This is a genomic window from Lujinxingia litoralis, from assembly GCF_003260125.1.
Taxonomy (GTDB): Bacteria; Myxococcota_A; Bradymonadia; order Bradymonadales; family Bradymonadaceae; genus Lujinxingia; species Lujinxingia litoralis.
Genome location: NZ_QHKO01000001.1, coordinates 836019 through 854131 on the forward strand (window position 1 = coordinate 836019; position 18113 = coordinate 854131).

Genomic DNA, 18113 nt, shown 5'->3' on the forward strand with positions numbered 1-18113 from the left:
CCCGGGGCCCCGCGCCTCTGAAGGCAATACCGTGTCGAAATTTTTAAGGAGTAGCTCGTGAGTACCTTCCTCGATCAGCACAAGCGCACCCATATGTGTGGCGAGCTCAATGAGACCCACATTGGCAACACTGTCACCCTGGTGGGCTGGGTCGCCAGCCACCGTGACCTGGGCGGGATGGTCTTTGTGGACCTTCGCGACCGCGCGGGCATCTGCCAGCTGCGCTTTGATCCTGATCTGGACGCCGAGACCCTGACCCGCGCCGGCCAGCTGCGCTCGGAGTGGTGCGTGGGCGTCATCGGGGAGGTCGTCAGCCGCGGAGAGAACGTTAATCAGGATCGCTCCACCGGCGCCGTCGAAGTGGTCATCCACACCCTGGAAGTCTTCTCCGAAGCCCAGACGCCTCCTTTTGCAATCCGGGACGATTGCGACGCCAACGAGAACCTGCGCCTGGAGTACCGCTATTTGGACCTGCGCCGGCCGATGCTCCAGCGCTCGCTCTTGACCCGCAGCAAGGTCAACTCCCTGACCCGCAACTACCTCACCAGCCAGGGCTTTGGCGAATTTGAGACCCCTGTCCTTACCCGCTCCACCCCCGAAGGCGCCCGCGACTACCTGGTGCCCAGCCGCGTGCACCCGGGTAAGTTCTTTGCGCTGCCGCAGTCCCCGCAGATCTTTAAGCAGCTTTTGATGGTCTCGGGCTTTGACCGCTACTTCCAGATCGTCAAGTGCTTCCGCGACGAAGATCTGCGCGCCGACCGCCAGCCCGAGTTCACCCAGATCGATATGGAGCTCTCCTTTGTGACCGCCGATGACGTCATGAAGGTCTGCGAAGGGCTGCTCAAAACGATCTTCGAGGGCACGCTCGACATCGAGGTTCAGCTGCCCTTTGAACGCATGGCCTACGCCGATGCCATGCGTCGCTTTGGCGTCGACAACCCCGATCTCCGCTTCGGCATGGAGATCTGCAATGTGAGCGAGCTCGTCAAAGAGAGCGCGTTCAAGGTCTTTAGCGCCACGGTCCAGGCCGGCAACACGGTGCGCGGGCTCTGCCTTGAAGGAGGCGCCGAACGCTTCAGCCGCAAAGACATCAACGGCTTTGAAGATACCGTCAAAGTCTACGGCGCCAAGGGACTGGCCTGGGTCAAGGTCGGCGCCGGCGAGTGGAGCGGCTCCATCGCCAAGTTCTTCGATGACGAAGCCCGCCAGGCGATCGAAAGCGCGATGGGCGCCAGCCCGGGAGACCTGCTGGTGTTCGTGGCTGACCGCGAGTCGGTGGTCAACCCGGCGCTGGGCAACCTCCGCAAGCAGCTGGGCAAAGAGATGGGCCTGGCCGACCCGGCGACCTTCCGCTTCTGCTGGATCACCGAGTTTCCGATGTTCGAGGCCGATGAAGAGGAAGGACGCCTCTACGCCATGCACCACCCCTTCACCAGCCCTCTTCCCGAAGACTTCGACAAGCTCCACACCGAGCCCCTCTCAGTGCGCGCCCAGGCCTATGACCTGGTGCTCAACGGAAACGAGATTGGCGGCGGCTCGATTCGAATCCACCGCCAGGACGTGCAGCATAAGGTCTTCGAACTCCTGGGACTCTCCGAGGAGGAAGCCCAGGAGAAGTTCGGCTTCCTACTCAAAGCCCTGACCTACGGCACGCCTCCCCACGGCGGCATCGCCTTTGGTGTCGACCGCCTGGTGATGCTGCTGACCGGCGCGGCCAGCCTGCGCGACGTCATCGCCTTCCCCAAGACCACCCGCGCTGCCGACCTGATGTCGGAAGCCCCCAGTGTGGTCGATGGCACCCAGCTCGACGAGCTCAGCCTCAAGGTCACTCGGACCACGACCGAAGATGCCGTCAGCTGATCGCCTTGAAGGGACGCGCTCAAAACGCCCCTTCAATACAGGCACTTAAACACCCCGTCACCCATCGGGGCGCCCCCTGTCCGGGCCGCCCCGATGGTTGACAGAGTTTTAGAGGGTCCAGTAGCTTACGCCCTCTTAGACGGCGTCGCCGACTGCGCGTTCTGCGCACACAGGCGGAACAGCCGGATGAAATCGACTTAAAGTGATCATTGAGCCTTGCCGGTGCGTCCGGTTCCCGGACCAACGCCCTGACATGTTTCGACCCCTGGAGCGGTAAGTTCATGCCGAGAACATTTAAAGCAACCCTCGTCTTGATCGGAGTCCTGATCATGGTGGCGCTCTTGGCCATCATCAGCATCGCGCAGTCGTATCAGGCCAACAAAAAGATCATCGAAGTCAACCGCGCGTTGGGCGACCTGAACCGCTCCACCGAGCAGATTCTCTCCCAACTGGAATCTGGCGTGGCCGTGGCAGGAAACGCCGGCGGCACCGCGGGCGCCTCCAACGACCGCTACGCGGCGGCGATCAACGATCCGAACAACCTGCTCAGCCCGGCCACCGACCAGCTTATCGCCCCCAACGCGGTCCCCGGCGGCACGCTCAAGCGTCTGATCTCCAGCGATCCCAAGGGCTTCAACTGGCTCACCGAGAACTCGGCCGACGTCTCCGAACTTCAAACCTACGTCCACAACGGGTTCGCCCGTCAGGACTTTAACAACCCGGACAACTTCGTCTCCGACCTGGCCTACATGGTCACGGTCAACGAGGATAACACCGAGTACACCGTCAAGCTCCGCGAAGGGGTCTACTGGCACGTGCCCAAGGTCGACTTCAGCGACCCGCGTTACGAGTGGCTCCGCGAGCCTCGGGAACTCACCGCCGAAGACGCCACCTTCTATTACGAAATGGCGATGAGCCCGCAGGTCGAAGCCGGCTCCATCAAGAGCTACGTCGAAGATATCGAGAAGGTCGAGACCCTGGACCGCTACACCTTCAAGGTGACCTGGAAGCGTCCGGTCTACCACTCGCGGACCACCACGCTCTTGGCCTACCCGCTGCCGCGCTGGCTCTTCTCCCGTGACCGTGACGGCCAGGAGATCGCCCAGGAAAGCATCCCGGTGGAATTCAACACCCACTGGTCGGTGGACTACCCCATCGGCACCGGTCCCTACCTCTTCGACAGCTTCAAGCCTAGCAGCCAGGTCGTGCTCACCCGCAACCGGGACTACTGGGGTGCGAAGCCGCCGATTGAGCGCATCGAATTCCACATCATCAAAGATCCGGAGCAGGGCTTCGCCCGTCTGCTCAGTGGCCAGCTCGACTTCCTTCCCAAGATTGCCGAGCCCCGCTACCGCAGCGAGATCATGAACGGCGGCCCCAAGAGCCCCTTTAAAACCGGCGAATTGGAGTACGAAGTCATCGACGCCTTCGCCTACTACTACATCGGCTGGAACTCCGATAAGCCGATGTTCGCGGACCGCAAAGTGCGTCTGGCGATGACCCATGCGTTCAACCGCCAGAGCATCATCGACAACGTGATCAACGGTCTGGGCGAGCTGCAAACCGGCCCCTTCTATTACGACCACCCGGCCAACGACCCGAGTATTGAGCCCATCCCCTTCGATCTGGATCGCGCCGCCGCGCTCCTGGATGAAGCCGGCTGGGTGGATACCGACGGCGACGGCATTCGCCAGAAGACCATCAATGGCGAAAACGTGGACTTCCGCTTTACGCTGACCTCGTACAACCGCCCCACCGTTCGCAGCTGGGTGAGCATCTTCCGCGAAGACCTGCGTAAGATCGGCATTGAGATGCGTGGCGACTTTGTGGAATGGCCGCTGATGCAGCGCCGCATGGACGACAAGCAGTTTGACGCCTTCACCGGTGGCTGGGGCCTGACCTGGTTCAACGACCCCTTCCAGATCTGGCACTCCAGCCAGGCCGACATCCCCAAAGGCTCCAACCGCGTGGGCTTCCGCAACGCCGAGGCCGACGAGATCATCGAGACGCTGCGGGTGACCTTCGATACCGAAGAGCGCATGACCCTGCTGCGCCGCTTCCACCAGATTGTGCACGAAGAGCAGCCCTACTCCTTCTTCTACGCGCCTAAGGAGTCGGTGGCCTGGAACCCGCGCGTCAAAAACGTGGTCTTCCAGAAGATTCGCCCGCAGACCTACTCGCTGCCCTGGTACATCGACGAATCGGCCGAGTAAGTCGTCTTCAGGCGCCGCTCGCCAGCCTATCTCCTGGCGAGCGGCGACCTTGAGCTGTGAAGCACCTTCGGCGCGCCTCCTCGCGCCCTGTGGCCCCCTTCCGGGCGAGGCACCATGTTTACTTACATCCTCAAACGCGTGCTGATGATGATCCCGACCTTCGCGATCATCTCGCTGATCATTTTCCTGGTGCTGAACCTGGCGCCCGGCGATCCGGCGGCGGCGTCCAACCCTGACGGTACCGAGACCGTTTCTCAGGACGCGCGCGAGAGCTACCGGATCTTTAAAGAGCAGTTTAATCTCGATAAACCGATCCTGCTTAACACTCGCTTCAATCTGCACATCGACGACGTCGAACCGCAGCTGCGCACCGTGGCGGACTTCCAGCGCCCGGTATGCGCCGAAGGCCAGCCGGCGGACCTGAGCTGCACCCCGGCCGACGAGCGTCCCTCATCGGGCGATATCATCGCGGCGCAGGAGTATGTTGAGAACCTGGGTGGCTACGCCGTGCCTCATCTGCTGGCACTGGCCCAGAACCACGAGCGCCTGGACATCCGTCGCCTGGCGCTCCAGCGCCTGGCCATCAACGCCCAGCGCCCGCAGGTGGACCGATTTAACCCCAATCCCACCACGGAGCTGCGCGAAGTCAACCGCGCCATTGCTGCCGAAAACAACGAGCTGCGCTCCTGGACGGTGCCCCAGGATGTGACCGAGGCCGACATCGAGGAGATGCTCTCCGAGAAGTGGGTCCCCTGGTACAACGAGCACCAGGATCGCTTTGAGTACTCGGGCACTGAGAAGATCGGCATCTTCTTTCTGGACACCCGCTTTGCGAAGTACTGGGAGAACCTGCTCAAGCTCGACTTCGGGGTAAGCACCGTCGACCGCCGCCCGGTCTTTGACACCGTGATGCAGAAGCTGCCTTACACAATGACGCTGAGCTTTTTGTCGATCCTCATCGCCTACATCATCAGCGTCCCGCTGGGCATCTGGAGCGCCTACAATCAGAACACCAAGCGCGACCAGGTGGTCACCATCGCGCTCTTCGTGTTCTACAGCCTCCCGAGCTTCTTTACCGCGGTCTTGCTCATCGAATTCTTCGCGGTAGGTCGCCCCTTCTCCTGGTTCCCCGCCGGTGGATTTATCGGTGATGGTTCCGGCGAGATGGAGGTCCTGGAGCAAATCGGCTCGATCGGCTGGCATATCTTCCTGCCCCTGATCTGCCTGACCTACGGCTCCCTGGCCGCCCTGAGCCGCTACGCACGCACCGGCCTCCTCGACGTGATTCGCGCCGACTACATCCGCACCGCCCGGGCCAAAGGACTCGCCGAGTCGATGGTCGTCCTTAAGCACGCGGTGCGAAACGGCATGATTCCGATTCTGACCCTTCTGGGCACCCTGCTTCCCGCCCTGGTCAGCGGTTCGATCGTCATTGAGTTCATCTTCAACATCCCGGGCATCGGGCTCTACCTCTACGAAAGCATCTACATGTACGACTACAACGCGATCATGGCCTGTCTGCTGATGTCGACAGTGCTGACGCTTGTCGGGTTGCTCTTCTCCGATATCAGCTACGCGCTGGTCGACCCGCGCATCACTTTCGACTGAGCCCCGCGGCCCCCTTGTACGGTCGGAAGCCCTCGCCCACGAGGCCTTCCGACCCGCACCTAACGTTGGACAGGCAACGATGACCTCCACCAAATCTTCCTCTCGCCCCCCACGCCCTGAGTACAAGACCTACGGGCAGATCGTCTGGGGGCAGTTTAAGAAGTATCGGCTCAGCTACTACAGCATCTACGGCCTGTTGGGCCTCTTCGTGCTGGCCATGGTCGCGCCGGTTCTGGCGATGAACGTGCCCTTCTACATGCACGTTCCCGAAAGCGTGACGGCGTATCCACAGTTTTCCGGCACCACCAGCTTCCCCTGGTTTAAAGCGCTCTTCGACCAGAACTTCTTCGACAGCGGCGTCGATATCTTCTTCAACTTCTTGCTCTTCTACGTCCCGGCCGGCCTGCTGGGCTGGACGGTGACCGCACGCGTCAAAAAGGGGCTCAGCGATACCGAGCGTCAGCGTCTTCGCTCCCGATTTATCGGCATCGTCTCGCTGGTGGGGCTGATCCTCTTCTGCGTGGTTTACTTCGCAAAGTTCCGCCAGCCCTACGTGGACTACGCCTCGGTGGCCGCGCTGGATGGCACCAACGTCATCTTCCCGCTGATCGAGTACTCCTACCGGGACATCGATCTGATGGCGGTCAGCCAGGGCCCGAGCCTGGAGCACCTCCTGGGAACCGACCGCGAGGGCCGCGACGTCTTCACGCGCCTGATCTACGGTACGCGCATCTCGCTCACCATCGGGGTGGTCGCGGTGAGCATTTACACCTCCATCGGCCTGGTGCTGGGAAGCCTGGCCGGCTTCTTCGGGGGCCGCGTCGACAGCATCATTCTTCGTATGATCGAAATTATGATGTGCTTCCCGGTGCTTTTCCTCATCCTGACCCTGGCCGGGTTCATTGAGGAGCCGTCGATCTTCCACATCATGCTGATCATCGGCCTCACCGGCTGGACCGGCATCGCCCGCCTGGTACGCGGGGAGTTTCTGCGCCTGCGCAATCAGGACTTTGTGCAGGCGGCGATCGCGCTGGGCTTTACCCAGGCGCGCATCATCTTCCGCCACGTGCTGCCAAACGCGGTGCAGCCGGTCTTTGTCTCGGCGACCTTCGGGGTGGCCGGTGCTATCCTGATCGAGGCCACGTTGAGCTTTCTGGGCGTGGGCCCGGCCAACGCGCCGAGCTGGGGTCAGATCCTGACCAGCGGTCGCAACACCCAGCAGATGACCCTGATCCTGAGCTCGGGCTTTGCGATCTTTTTGACCATCAGCCTTCTCAACCTCATCGGCGAGGGGCTGCGCGACGCCACCGACCCCAAACTTCGTAAGTAAGAGCGGACTCCATGGCCAACGATAGCAACAAAACGAGCGCGTCCGACGACGTGATCCTCAAGGTCGACGGGCTCAAGACCTACTTCTTCACCGACGACGGCGTCCTGCCCTCGGTCGACGGCGTGAGCTTCGAGATCAAGCGCGGGCGTACGCTCGGGCTGGTCGGTGAATCGGGCTCCGGCAAATCGGTGACCTCCCTGAGTGTCCTGCGGCTGATTCCGCAGCCTCCCGGAAAGATCGTCGATGGCGAGATCAACTTCCAGGGCACCGATCTGACCAAGCTCACCGAAGCTCAGATGCGCAAGATTCGGGGCAATGACATCTCCATGATCTTCCAGGAGCCGATGACCAGCCTCAATCCGGTCTACACGGTCGGCAATCAGATCATTGAGGCCATCCTGCTCCACCAGGATATGGAGTATGCCGAGGCGCGCGCCTACGCGATCGACATGCTCGCCAAAGTAGGCATCCCCGCCCCCGAACAGCGCATCGACGAGTATCCTCACCAGATGAGCGGGGGGATGAAGCAGCGCGTGATGATCGCCATGGCGCTCTCCAGTAAGCCCCAACTGCTCATCGCCGACGAACCCACCACCGCGCTGGACGTGACCATTCAGGCTCAGATTCTGGAGTTGTTGAAGTCACTGCAGGCCGAAGTGGGCATGTCGATTCTGTTCATCACCCACGATCTGGGGGTGGTGGCCGAGACCTGTGACGATGTGGCGGTGATGTACGCCGGACGCATCGTGGAATACGGCGATGTGTTCACCGTCTTCGAGAAGCCGGCACACCCCTATACGATCGGTCTCTTTAACAGCCTTCCGACGATCGAGACCGGCGGGACGCGCGGGCGCGAGGATCGCCTCTACGTGATTCCCGGCATGGTGCCTCGTCCGCAGGACTTCCCCACGGGATGCCGCTTCCGCACCCGCTGCAAGTACGCCACCGAGAAGTGTGCGGAGTTGCCGCCAACCCGCGAGCTGGAGCCCGGCCACCGGGTCGCCTGCTGGTACGCCGACGAAGTGCGCGCCGGCACCAAGGCCACCACTGATGGCGCCAGCGCTGCCGACGGCTCGGTTCTCCCCGACGAAACCTCGGCCGAAGTCTCCAGGTAATCCGTTTTACGGCCCCCGAAGGTACTCCCTATGAGCGACGCTCCTACTCTGCTTGAAGTCCGTAACCTGACCAAGCACTTCCCGATCAAGAAGGGCCTCTTTAACCGCCAGGTCGGCGCGGTAAAGGCCGTTGACGGCATCTCTTTTGAAGTCCGCGCCAACGAGACCGTCGGTCTGGTCGGCGAGTCGGGCTGCGGCAAGACGACCGCCGGGCGCTCCCTCTTGCGCCTGCTTGAACCGACCTCTGGAGAGGTACTCTTCAAAGGCCAGGACATCCTGAAGTTGAGCGCGACCGAGATGCGCAGCATCCGGCGCAATCTGCAGATCATTTTTCAGGACCCCTTCTCCAGCCTCAACCCCCGCATGACCATTGAGAGTATCATCGGTGAAGCCATCACGGTTCACGGTGTGGCCCGTGGCGACAAAGTGCGGGAGATGGTCGAAGGCTTGCTGGAGCGGGTGGGACTGCAGCCGTCCTACATCACGCGCTACCCTCACGAGTTCAGCGGCGGCCAGCGGCAGCGTGTGGGCATTGCGCGGGCGCTGGCACTGAACCCCGACTTCATCGTCTGCGATGAAGCGGTGAGCGCGCTTGATGTGTCGGTGCAGGCTCAGGTCATCAACCTGCTGATGGATCTGCAGCAGGAGTACAACCTGAGCTACCTCTTCATCGCGCACGACCTCTCGGTGGTTCAACACATCTCCGATCGCATCGCGGTGATGTACCTGGGGCAAATCGCTGAGTTTGCCGACTGCGACGAACTCTACGACAACCCGCTCCACCCCTACACCCAGGCCCTGCTCTCGGCGATTCCCCAGCCGAATCCGCGGCGCAGGGCCCAGCGCATCATCCTCAAGGGTGATGTCCCCAGTCCCATGAACCCTCCGGCGGGCTGCCGCTTTCATACCCGCTGCCCGGCCTGTTTTGCGCCCTGCAAGACGGTGGAGCCGCGTACCGTGGAGCCGGTCCCCGGACATAAGGTTCGCTGCCACCTCTACGATCCGGAATTTGCCCCGAACGACCCGGACATCTGGGCCCGTTTGCCCCAACAGCCCAAGGTTAAAGACAACGCCACTTTGAGCCCGGAAGCCAAAGAGGCGCCGGTTGCCGAAGAGGCCCCCTCCCCCACTCCGGACGGGACCGATGGCGTTGCAAGCACCGAGTCCCAGCCCCTGAAGAGCGCCGGCGAAGCCGGTGCGCCCACGCCTGCCGAAACGCCGGCCCCCGAGGCTCAGCCGAGCGCGGAGAGCTGAAGGGGACCACAGGCTGGTATCTTGACACCCTCTAGACCCGGTGCGACCATCCACCGAGTTTGAGACGGGCCTGATTCTACCTGCACCAGTGCGCCCTCCCCGAAGGGCGCCGTGCGCCCCTGTCCGGCCCGACAGGCAACGCTATTGGGAAGTACGCCGGCTCTCTACGATCCGCCCCCCATGCCCGATTCATCCTATTTCAAGGAGGTACTGCCCCTCATGTTCAGCGTAACGATCAGCGAAAAAGGTGGGCAGCAGTCACGGCTCGACTTCGACAAGTCCGAGATCACCATCGGGCGTATGAAGGGCAATGATATTGTCCTGCCTAAGGGCAACGTCTCCAAGCAGCACACGCGTATCGTGCTGCGAGATAGCGCGTTCTTTATTGTCGACCTCAAGAGCACCAATGGGACCTACGTCAACGGGCGCAAGGTCACCAGCGAGCAGCCGGTCAGCGACGTCGACAAGATCTACATCGGCGACTTTATCCTACAGCTGGAGCAGGCCGGCGCAGCGCTGCCTCCGGGACCGCCGCGCCCGCCCCAGGGGCGGCCGCTCACCACGCCGCCGCAGCCCCCTCAGCCCCCTGCAGGACACGCCGGGGGACGGCACTTCCCTACGGTCATGGACACCCCCCAGGGGCAGTCAGGGTTGGGCGGCGTTGTGCCAGGCGGCTCTCAGCCCTTTCCGGGAACCTCGCAATCAGGCATGGGAACGCCCCCCGCGGGCGTTCAACCGCCGGTGCCGCGCTCAAGCTCGGTCCCCGGCGCGCCGATCATGCCCCCCGCGATGCCCACGCCTCCGCCGGGCAACGAACTCCGTCAGACCTACGCTGATCTGGGGCCGCAACATCATGTCGGAGACGACATCCTGGAAGTTGCTCCCGAGGTTGAACCCATTCTCGAAGACGAGCGCGTTACCGGCGAAGGGGCCGCGGTAGGCTACGAAGAGGTGGATCCCTTTGACGTGGCCGCGACGCCCACCCCGGCGCCGGTCTCGAATCAAGCAATCGCGCCGCCGATTGAGTTCGACACCCCGGTTCTCGACGCGTCGACGCCTGCGATTCCCCATGACGATGTCGTTGAGACTCCCGGGGCTGCTGGAATTCGGCCCCTGGCCGCCCGTCTGTCTCTGGAAGATGAATTCGACGCCGAGTTCCATCAAATCCAACGCGACGTGGCCCACGCCTTCTTTGATGGCCTCGGTGACGAAGAGCTCCCCTTGAGCTATCCGCCCGAAGAGGGCGAACGCGCGCGCTATGAGAACCGCATCGACGAAGCGATCGAGGCGGTCGAGCCGCAGTGCGACCGGGAAGCGCTCATCGAGTTGATGCTCAGCGAAGCGGTGGGACTGGGGCCGGTCGAAGGCTACCTGGACGACCCGGAAGTTCAGGCGATTTATGTCAACCGTTACGACAAGATCGTCCTGCGCCGAGCGGGCAAACTTGTCGTCGCGCCTCGCGCCTTCAGCCACCCAGACTTTTTGACGCTGGCTGCGCGCCGACTTCTTGGACCGCAGGACGGCCTCTCGCCAAGCGATGAAGTTCGCTTTGGTGACGGCACGCGCGTTCATATCGTGATGCCGCCGCTGGCTGTCGATGGTCCGGTACTGACCATCCGCAAGCCCAACCGCTACCAGCCCTCGCTGAAAGAGCTGGCGGCCCAGGGCGCCATGAGCGCAGGTATCGCCGAATTTCTTCGCAGAGCCGTGGAGGCCGGACGCTCCATCGTGATCGCCGGCCCGACCAGTTCGGGCAAAACCACCTTGCTGGGAGCCCTGACTCGAGTCGTGCCGCAGAGCGCTCGCCTCATCGCGATCGAGGAGCACAGCACTTTGAGCATGGACGCGCCCACGTCCCTGCGGCTGGAGGCCAACCCGGCCCACGGCTTCGATATGCGCTATTTGCTCCGCAGCGCGATCGCCATGCACCCCCAGCGCATCGTTCTCGACGAGTGTCGCGGCTCGGAGGCCTACGACTGGGTCACCGCGGCCGCCAGTGGCACCGAGGGCAGTATGCTCACCCTGCATGGCTCCAGCGCCTCCGACGCCCTGGGCCGCCTGGAGAGCCTGAGCCTACTCGGTGCGGCAGAACTCAGCCCGCGGGGGCTTCGCGAGCACGTGGCGCGCTCGGTCAACCTGGTGGTGGTGCTGAACACCACGGTCGAGGGAGGTTTCCGCGTCCAACAGATCTCGGAGGTCCAGGGCGTAGACCTGGACACCTTCCGCCTGGGCGACGTGTTCTACTACCGCGTCGAAGGCGGCGCGGGCGAATTCTACCCCACTGGTTACATTCCCATGTTCTACGAGGATCTTCGCCACGCCGGCGTTGACGTCGATCTGGGCATCTTCCGCGAGTAGCGCATCCTCTTGCCGGGACCCGATGTTGATGTGAGGGTCCCGGCGCGCCTCTGCCTTATCTTTCGGCGAGTCCTATGTTTACGATTACCATCGAAGACCAGAATGGCCAGGTCGCCGACACGTTCTCCTTTGACCACGGCGCCTATGTCGTCGGGCGTCTGGAGACCTGCGACGTGGTATTGCCCTCGGCCAGCGTGAGCCGCGAGCACGCCCGTATCTCCGTGCAGGACGGCCGCTGCTACATTGAGGATCTGGGCAGCGCCAACGGGGTTGTTGTCGACGGCCAACGCGTCGTACAGCAACGCGATCTGGGCACGGCCAGCCAGATTCGCATCGGAGATTACTACCTCTATCTGGAATTCAAGCGCTCGGCGCGCATGAAGCAGCTGAACGTGCTCTCCACGCTCTTTATCGACTCGGGCAACGAGCATCATAAGCTCGTCCGCATTAACGATGCCTTTGCCGGTGAAGAGTTCAGCCTCTCGGAGGTGGAAAACACGATCGGGCGCACCGACGAGAACTTTATTCTGCTCTCGGACGCCTCGATCAGCCGGCGACACGCGATCGTTGCCCGTCACGGCGACCTCTACTCCGTGGTCGACTGCGGCAGCTCCAACGGTACCCGACTCAACGGCAAGGCTGTCCAGTCTCAGCAGGCGCTCAGTGCCGGTGACCGTGTGGAGTTTGGCAACCTGGAGTTCGTATTTGTCGAAGGCAACGCCACGATCAATCCGGCGGACTATGCCCAACGCTCCGGGGGCAGCGCGATGACCACCTATGCCGGGATGGCAGTGGTCGTGGTGCTGGGCCTGGTCGTAGGAGCGGCCGGCGTGTTTACGCTGGTGAAGATGAGCGGCGACGAGCCAGCAGTGGACCTGTCGGCCCCGGCGATGCCCACGCTGGAAGATCAGATTGCGAAGCATGTGGCAGACGGCCGCACGCAGCTTGAGCTGGGCAATTGGGACGCTGCTCTGGCGGCTGCCAGCGAAGCGCTGGCACTGGCCCCGCAGCATGACGACGCCCGCCAGCTCCGTGAACAAGTCGATGTGGAACGGGAGGCCGCCGCCACTCTGGCACAGGGCGAACTCTTAAGCGAAGAAGGCCGCCACGAGGAAGCACGAGAGCTCTTGCTCTCGCTGCCCCAGGGCTCCATCGCCCGGGACCGGGCTCAGACGACGCTGGGTCACCTCAACCGCACCATCGCCTATAACCTGCGCAGCGACGCCAGCCGCCTCTTCAACAGCCGCCGCGGTGCGGATCCGAAGGCCGCGCATGACAAGCTGGTTGAGGCTCTGGCGGTGCTCCCGGGTGACGAGGAGTCGCTGGCGCTTCTCCAAGATGTGGAGACTCACCTTCGCAAGAAGCGAATTGCGTTTGAGGCCTATGCTCCGGCCCCGTGACGAAAAAAGGCGCCCTACCCGGGCGCCTTTTTTCGTCAGGAGACGTTACTTTGCCTCCATCTGCTCGATACGTTCACGCATCAGGCGAATGAGTTCGCCCCAGCCTTCATCCTCGATGATGGGAACGTACCCCTCACGGTAGGTCTCCTCGAGGCTGATATCATCGATGACCAGGTCGTAAATGCGCCAGGTCTCACCGTCGCGATAGAGCCTGTAGACGACCGGGAACGACTCGCCCTTGCGCGTCACCTCGCCACGCACGAACGCGCGATCGTTGCGGGTGCGTTCGTTGCCATAGGTGATGGTGTAGTCTTCGTTCAGCGTACGACCGCTGAGCCTATCCTGGTAATTCGCCTGAAGCATCCGCTGGAGGAGGTCGAGAAACTCTTGCTTCTCCTCGTCGCTGCGTGCCTCCCAGTGTTCGCCAAATGCCAGCCCCGCAAGGTAGGCAAAGTCGATCGTCTGATTGAGTTCTCGGGTCAACTCGGCGTTGCGAGCCTTGCTGTCTGGCTTCTCGAGCACGTTAGCAATGGCCTCGGTACGCTCCTTAACAACCTCGGTGGGAGCCGCTGCCCAGGCGCTCAGGGCCATCAGGCCGACCGCGGAGATGGTGGTCAACGCGACCACCAGATGTTTGAGACGAGTCGTAATCTTCATGGGAGAAACTCCTGAGGTGATGACTTCAAAGGCGCGACAAAAGAAGTCGCGGTTGTAGATAAGACAGCCGCAAGACCACTTTCATTCAAGAGTATCGGCGCTGGGGAGGCGACTCAGTCCGGGAGTCCAGCGAGCGCCTCAAGCGAAGGCGCGCCGACGACGCGGGCGAGTCTGGCACGGGCTGCCAGGTAGGCATGGGCAGCCTCAAGGTGGGCAGCCTGGGCTTCGTAGTAGGCACGAAGCGGGTCCAGAGCGTCGCGCATGTTCGCGTCGCTGAGCTCATTCTGAAGCCCGAACTGGTTGCGCCAGCGACGCGCCGCGTCCAGGCGACGCGCCTCAATCTCGACACGCGCCCGTGCATCCGCAGCCGTGCGCCAGGCCTGCTCAACCTCCAGCGCCACCGCCCCACGAGCGCGATCGGCCTGCGCGCGGAGTTCGGCCAGCTTGGCTTGCGACTCGCCGACTTTGCCGCGCTGCTGAGCCAGGTCGAACTGCCAACGAAGTCCCACTCCCACCCCCAGCGTCAATGAATTCAGGGGGTTGGAGTAGGGCCGTGTCCAGAGCGTATCGACGTCGATGCAGGGCTCGCCAGGGGCCGCCCGCCGACAGACACGTTGGAGCGCCGGTGCTTCCGTAGACCAGGCAAATCCGAAGTCGACCGCCGCAAAGATATTGGGCCAGTAATCTCGTCGCGCCAGGTCGAGCTGAAGTTCGCGCGCGCGCAGCCCCTGAGCCAGGAGTTGCAGATCGCGGCGATGCTCCCCTGCGTAACGCTGCACTGCCTCCAGACTGGCCAGCGGAGCATCGACGCGCTCAGGATCTAAAGGCGGCACCCGGATGCTCCCGTCTTCGTCAATAAGGTAACGAAGCGCCGAGTCGCTCAGATCGCGGAGCCGGGCGTTGTCCAGCATCATCGTGTCGAATTCTGCTTTGAAGATCTGCAGGCGGCGGAAATCTTCGGTGCTAAAACTCGCCTCGCCGAAGTCGCGGGCGTCCTCCATCTCGGTGAGGGCACCGTTGACCAGCGTCTCGCCCTCGCTCAGCAACGCGCCGAAGGCTTCCGCCAGCTGGCGACCAAAGTAGGCCTGTCGTGCCCGGAGAAGGTGCTCCGCCAAGGCCTCCTCCGCCTCAATCTCGGCCACGTCTACCCCCAGCGCAGCGAGTTCCCGAGCAATGCTGACACGCCCGAAGGTGTAGACCGGCACGATCACGCGCGCGCTCTGACGAAAGAGCGGCCCCAGGTTCAGCGAGAGGATCTCGTCGAGGTTTTCATCAAGGTTCGACGGATCGGCGTTGGCCGGCACCGGGGCGATCAGCGTCTGCGCCTCGATTTTCGGCCACCAGGCGCGGTCGGCGCGATAGGCCTGCCAGCGGGCGTGATCCTGACGAGCGCTCTGCTGAGCCCGAAGCTCGGGGCTGAGCCGAGCGCGCTCCTCCACCTCGGCGAGCGTCAACGTGACGCCCTGCCCTTGGGCTGCCGCTTGCTCCTGCGCAACGAGTGGCGAGGCCCCCAGCAGGAGCGCCCCCAATGCAGTTACAATACTGAAGATGGTGCGCATGGTCGTCACTGCGGGCCGGTGTAAAGAAGCTGAACACGGGGAGCGATCTCGTCGCGGGCGGCCTGGGTGGTCGAACGCACACCGGCGCTCATCAACTCCTGCACAAAGCCCATGGGCTCTTCCGGCGGATAGACCACGGGAGGATCGGTCAGACCGACCTTCTCGGCCAGAAAGTCGATGGTGTCGTGAAGCGTGCCAATCTCATCGACGAGCTTGTTCGCTTTGGCCTGGCGACCGGTGTACACGCGGCCATCCGCCAGACGACGCACTACCGACTCTTCCAGTCCACGACACTCGGCCACGTCTTCGACAAACTGGCTGTGAATGTCCATTACCATCTCGGCAAATACCGCCTCATCTTTGGGGAGAAACTCCCGGAAGGGAGAGCCGGAGTCTTTGAACTCACCACTTTTGATGGTGTGAACATCGACGGCCACGGTGTCGAGGATCCCCTCCACGTTGAAGAACTGGGTGATCACACCGATGGAACCGGTCAGCGTCCCGTTGTTGGCAAAGATCGTCTCGGCACCACACGCAATGTAGTAGCCGCCGCTGGCAGCGGTGGAGCCCATGGAGATGGCCACCGGCTTGACCTCGTTGAGGGCCTTCACCGCCTCAAAGATTTCCTGAGAAGGGGCGACCGCTCCTCCAGGACTGTCGACGCGTACCACGACGGCTTTGACGTTTTCATCTTTCTGGAAGCGCCGGATATCTTCGACGGTCTTCTTGGACTCCATAATGGGGCCCTCGACCTCGATGATGCCGATGCTCTCTCCCACCCCGCCGAAGCCGTCGGGAGAAAACGCCGTGATAAGAACGGTGATAAAGACCATCAGCCCAAAAAAGAGGGCTCCGAAGATGGCAACCAGGGTAATGATTCCGCGTTTTTTCATGCAACAACCTCAGTGGGCGCACCTGCAGCGGGCGCGACATTCCGACCCGATTTTCGCCACTCATACCACGGTGTCCACTCAGATCGAAACGCTGCGCCAGATCGCCAGTGCCAGGACCAGCGCGACGACCAGGGTAAGCCACTCCCCGGAACTCCACCGCGAGAGCGTCTGACGTTGAGAGCGAGGCAAACTTTTGGCGCGCAGGGCCAGCGCATCGAAACGATCCCGCAGACTTAGAAGGCCTCGCTCCAGGTGGCGCCTCCCCAGGGCCCCCCAACGAGCGGCCCGGCGTAGCATGCGTTCAGCACTCCAGACCAACAGCTCCAGGAGATCCCCCGGGGCCACGCGTCCGATCGCGCGTCGGAGCACCTCCACCGGCCGGGCCCAGAGCACCCAGGCCAGGGCCGCCACCAGCACCAGGGGCCAGAGGGCAGACCACACCGAGGAGATTTCCACAAATCCGCCCCGCCATTTTGAGGGCACTCCCAGGGGCGCAAGTCCGATGGCCCAGATCGAGCCGCTGGCCAACAGCGCCCAGGCGATCAGCGCCGGCACGGGCGCGGGCTTCAGCGAGGTCTCGGGAAGTTTACGGGCGAGCACAACTAAAAACCGGGCCATCAGCGCACCGGTGGCCAACGCCCCGGCGACCAGCCACACGTCAAGGAGTACCTCGGGCAGCCCCACGTGTTCGTGGTGCGCCACGGTTTTAAGCGCGTATTTCGCAAGGGCCCCACTCGTTAAGGGGCCGCCCGAGATGGCGATGGCGGGCAGCAACACCAGTATCGCAAGGGCCACACGCGCCCCCGTCCGAGTCTTTGGGAGGTAGCGCTTGGTGGCGTCCACACTTAAGAACAGGGCCCCTTTCGCCAGACCGTGGTGAACCACAAAAATGAGGATCGCCAGACGCACCTGAGGGAAGACCTGGGGCCACCGGGCCGCCAAACCGACCATCAGCGCCACGTAGCCCATCTGGCTGACACTCGAATAGGCCAGAATCGTCTTCACTTTTCGCTGCACCAACCCCACTGCCACCGCGCCGAAGGTGCCGGCGGCTCCCAATACCACCGCGGCCAACCCGATCGAGGGAAGTTCGACAAGGCCCAGGGGCAAAAAGCGCAACCACCCGAGCACCCCGGCCTTGATCATCGCTGCGCTCAGTACGGCGCTGGCCGCGGTAGGCGCCGCCGGATGCGCCAGGGGTAACCAGATATGGAGGGGAACCAGGCCGGCCTTGACCCCGAATGCCGCAAAAATCAACCCGCACGCCACCCGAGCGGCTACGGTGTCGGCCACGAGCGCCTGGCGGACCACCTCCAGCTCCCAGCTATTCGCCAGCGACCAGGCAAGAACCGCCCCGGCCCAGAGCGCGAGTTCGGCCCCCACGGTGAGCGCCATGTAGACCCGTCCGGCACGCCACGCGCTCACGGTCATGAAGTGCGCGATCAGACCGTAACCCGCGTAACTCATCAGGGCGAAGCCCGCCATAAAGCTGAGCATATCGAGGGCGCCGATCAGCAGAAAGTTGCCGGCCATCGACGCCATCATGCACACCGCAAAGCGTCGTAATGTCAGTGATGCCGGCATGGTGTAGCCGGCGTAGGTGGTCGCACATCCCCAGACCACCGCGCTCAGCGCCAGAAACACCCGCGTGGTCGAGTCGAGCCCAAAGCGCGCATCGAGCATCAGCCAGGCCAGGCGCTCATTTGCTTCAGGCATGAGGATCGCGCAGAGCAGTGCGGGCAGCACCCACACCAGTCCCAGTCGCATCGAACGCCCGGCATGTCCCACCAGCGCCCAGATGGCGCCCACCAGCGGCCAGGCCAGGGCTGCGACAAGTCCCCAGGTTTGAACCTCGTTCATGGGGCG

General features: G+C 62.9%; 12 protein-coding genes. 8 read left to right on the forward strand and 4 right to left on the reverse strand.

Annotation, left to right across the window (positions count from 1 at the left end):
• Window positions 1-57 precede the first annotated feature (57 nt).
• The 8 genes from aspS (at window position 58) to DL240_RS03480 (ending at window position 13138) form a co-directional block, all read left to right on the forward strand.
• The gene (aspS, locus tag DL240_RS03445; RefSeq protein WP_283808337.1) at window positions 58-1860 is read left to right on the forward strand and encodes an aspartate--tRNA ligase; all 1803 of its coding nucleotides are present in this window, start codon (window positions 58-60) and stop codon (window positions 1858-1860) included.
• Window positions 1861-2189: 329 nt separating this feature from the next.
• Window positions 2190-4073: an ABC transporter substrate-binding protein gene (locus DL240_RS03450; protein WP_158542324.1), complete on the forward strand. Its 1884-nt coding sequence runs from the start codon at window positions 2190-2192 to the stop codon at window positions 4071-4073.
• Window positions 4074-4187: 114 nt separating this feature from the next.
• Window positions 4188-5681 (forward strand): ABC transporter permease, encoded by a 1494-nt coding sequence (locus tag DL240_RS03455; RefSeq protein ID WP_111728453.1) that lies wholly within the window; start codon window positions 4188-4190, stop codon window positions 5679-5681.
• Between the two features lie 79 nt (window positions 5682-5760).
• Window positions 5761-7011, forward strand: coding sequence for an ABC transporter permease (locus DL240_RS03460; RefSeq protein WP_199589721.1), 1251 nt, complete (start codon window positions 5761-5763; stop codon window positions 7009-7011).
• 11 nt (window positions 7012-7022) lie between these two features.
• The gene (locus tag DL240_RS03465; RefSeq protein WP_111728454.1) at window positions 7023-8126 is read left to right on the forward strand and encodes an ABC transporter ATP-binding protein; all 1104 of its coding nucleotides are present in this window, start codon (window positions 7023-7025) and stop codon (window positions 8124-8126) included.
• A gap of 30 nt (window positions 8127-8156) precedes the next feature.
• Entirely contained in the window at window positions 8157-9380 is a 1224-nt protein-coding gene (locus DL240_RS03470; RefSeq protein ID WP_111728455.1) for an ABC transporter ATP-binding protein, read from the forward strand.
• Between the two features lie 219 nt (window positions 9381-9599).
• On the forward strand, window positions 9600-11738 hold the full coding sequence (locus tag DL240_RS03475) for a TadA family conjugal transfer-associated ATPase (protein ID WP_158542325.1): 2139 nt from the start codon (window positions 9600-9602) through the stop codon (window positions 11736-11738).
• Between the two features lie 74 nt (window positions 11739-11812).
• Window positions 11813-13138, forward strand: coding sequence for an FHA domain-containing protein (locus tag DL240_RS03480; RefSeq protein WP_111728457.1), 1326 nt, complete (start codon window positions 11813-11815; stop codon window positions 13136-13138).
• A 45-nt stretch (window positions 13139-13183) separates the two neighbouring features.
• Here the strand turns inward: DL240_RS03480 and DL240_RS03485 are convergent, their stop codons facing one another.
• The 4 genes from DL240_RS03485 to DL240_RS03500 form a co-directional block, all read right to left on the reverse strand.
• Window positions 13184-13795: an MlaC/ttg2D family ABC transporter substrate-binding protein gene (locus DL240_RS03485; protein WP_111728458.1), complete on the reverse strand. Its 612-nt coding sequence runs from the start codon at window positions 13793-13795 to the stop codon at window positions 13184-13186.
• A gap of 113 nt (window positions 13796-13908) precedes the next feature.
• Window positions 13909-15354 (reverse strand): TolC family protein, encoded by a 1446-nt coding sequence (locus tag DL240_RS03490; RefSeq protein WP_111728459.1) that lies wholly within the window; start codon window positions 15352-15354, stop codon window positions 13909-13911.
• A gap of 5 nt (window positions 15355-15359) precedes the next feature.
• A complete protein-coding gene (gene sppA / locus DL240_RS03495; protein WP_111728460.1) occupies window positions 15360-16247 on the reverse strand; it encodes a signal peptide peptidase SppA in 888 nt (295 codons plus the stop codon).
• A gap of 78 nt (window positions 16248-16325) precedes the next feature.
• Window positions 16326-18107, reverse strand: a complete 1782-nt coding sequence (locus DL240_RS03500) for a complex I subunit 5 family protein (RefSeq protein ID WP_111728461.1) — start codon at window positions 18105-18107, stop codon at window positions 16326-16328.
• Window positions 18108-18113: the final 6 nt, after the last annotated feature.

Coding starts and splice junctions, on each gene's coding strand:
- DL240_RS03450 (WP_158542324.1), top strand. CDS start 2,190: ATGGTGGCGCTCTTGGCCATCATCAGCATCGCGCAGTCGTATCAGGCC.
- DL240_RS03455 (WP_111728453.1), top strand. CDS start 4,188: ATGTTTACTTACATCCTCAAACGCGTGCTGATGATGATCCCGACCTTC.
- DL240_RS03460 (WP_199589721.1), top strand. CDS start 5,761: ATGACCTCCACCAAATCTTCCTCTCGCCCCCCACGCCCTGAGTACAAG.
- DL240_RS03465 (WP_111728454.1), top strand. CDS start 7,023: ATGGCCAACGATAGCAACAAAACGAGCGCGTCCGACGACGTGATCCTC.
- DL240_RS03470 (WP_111728455.1), top strand. CDS start 8,157: ATGAGCGACGCTCCTACTCTGCTTGAAGTCCGTAACCTGACCAAGCAC.
- DL240_RS03475 (WP_158542325.1), top strand. CDS start 9,600: ATGTTCAGCGTAACGATCAGCGAAAAAGGTGGGCAGCAGTCACGGCTC.
- DL240_RS03480 (WP_111728457.1), top strand. CDS start 11,813: ATGTTTACGATTACCATCGAAGACCAGAATGGCCAGGTCGCCGACACG.
- DL240_RS03485 (WP_111728458.1), bottom strand. CDS start 13,795: ATGAAGATTACGACTCGTCTCAAACATCTGGTGGTCGCGTTGACCACC.
- DL240_RS03490 (WP_111728459.1), bottom strand. CDS start 15,354: ATGCGCACCATCTTCAGTATTGTAACTGCATTGGGGGCGCTCCTGCTG.
- sppA (WP_111728460.1), bottom strand. CDS start 16,247: ATGAAAAAACGCGGAATCATTACCCTGGTTGCCATCTTCGGAGCCCTC.
- DL240_RS03500 (WP_111728461.1), bottom strand. CDS start 18,107: ATGAACGAGGTTCAAACCTGGGGACTTGTCGCAGCCCTGGCCTGGCCG.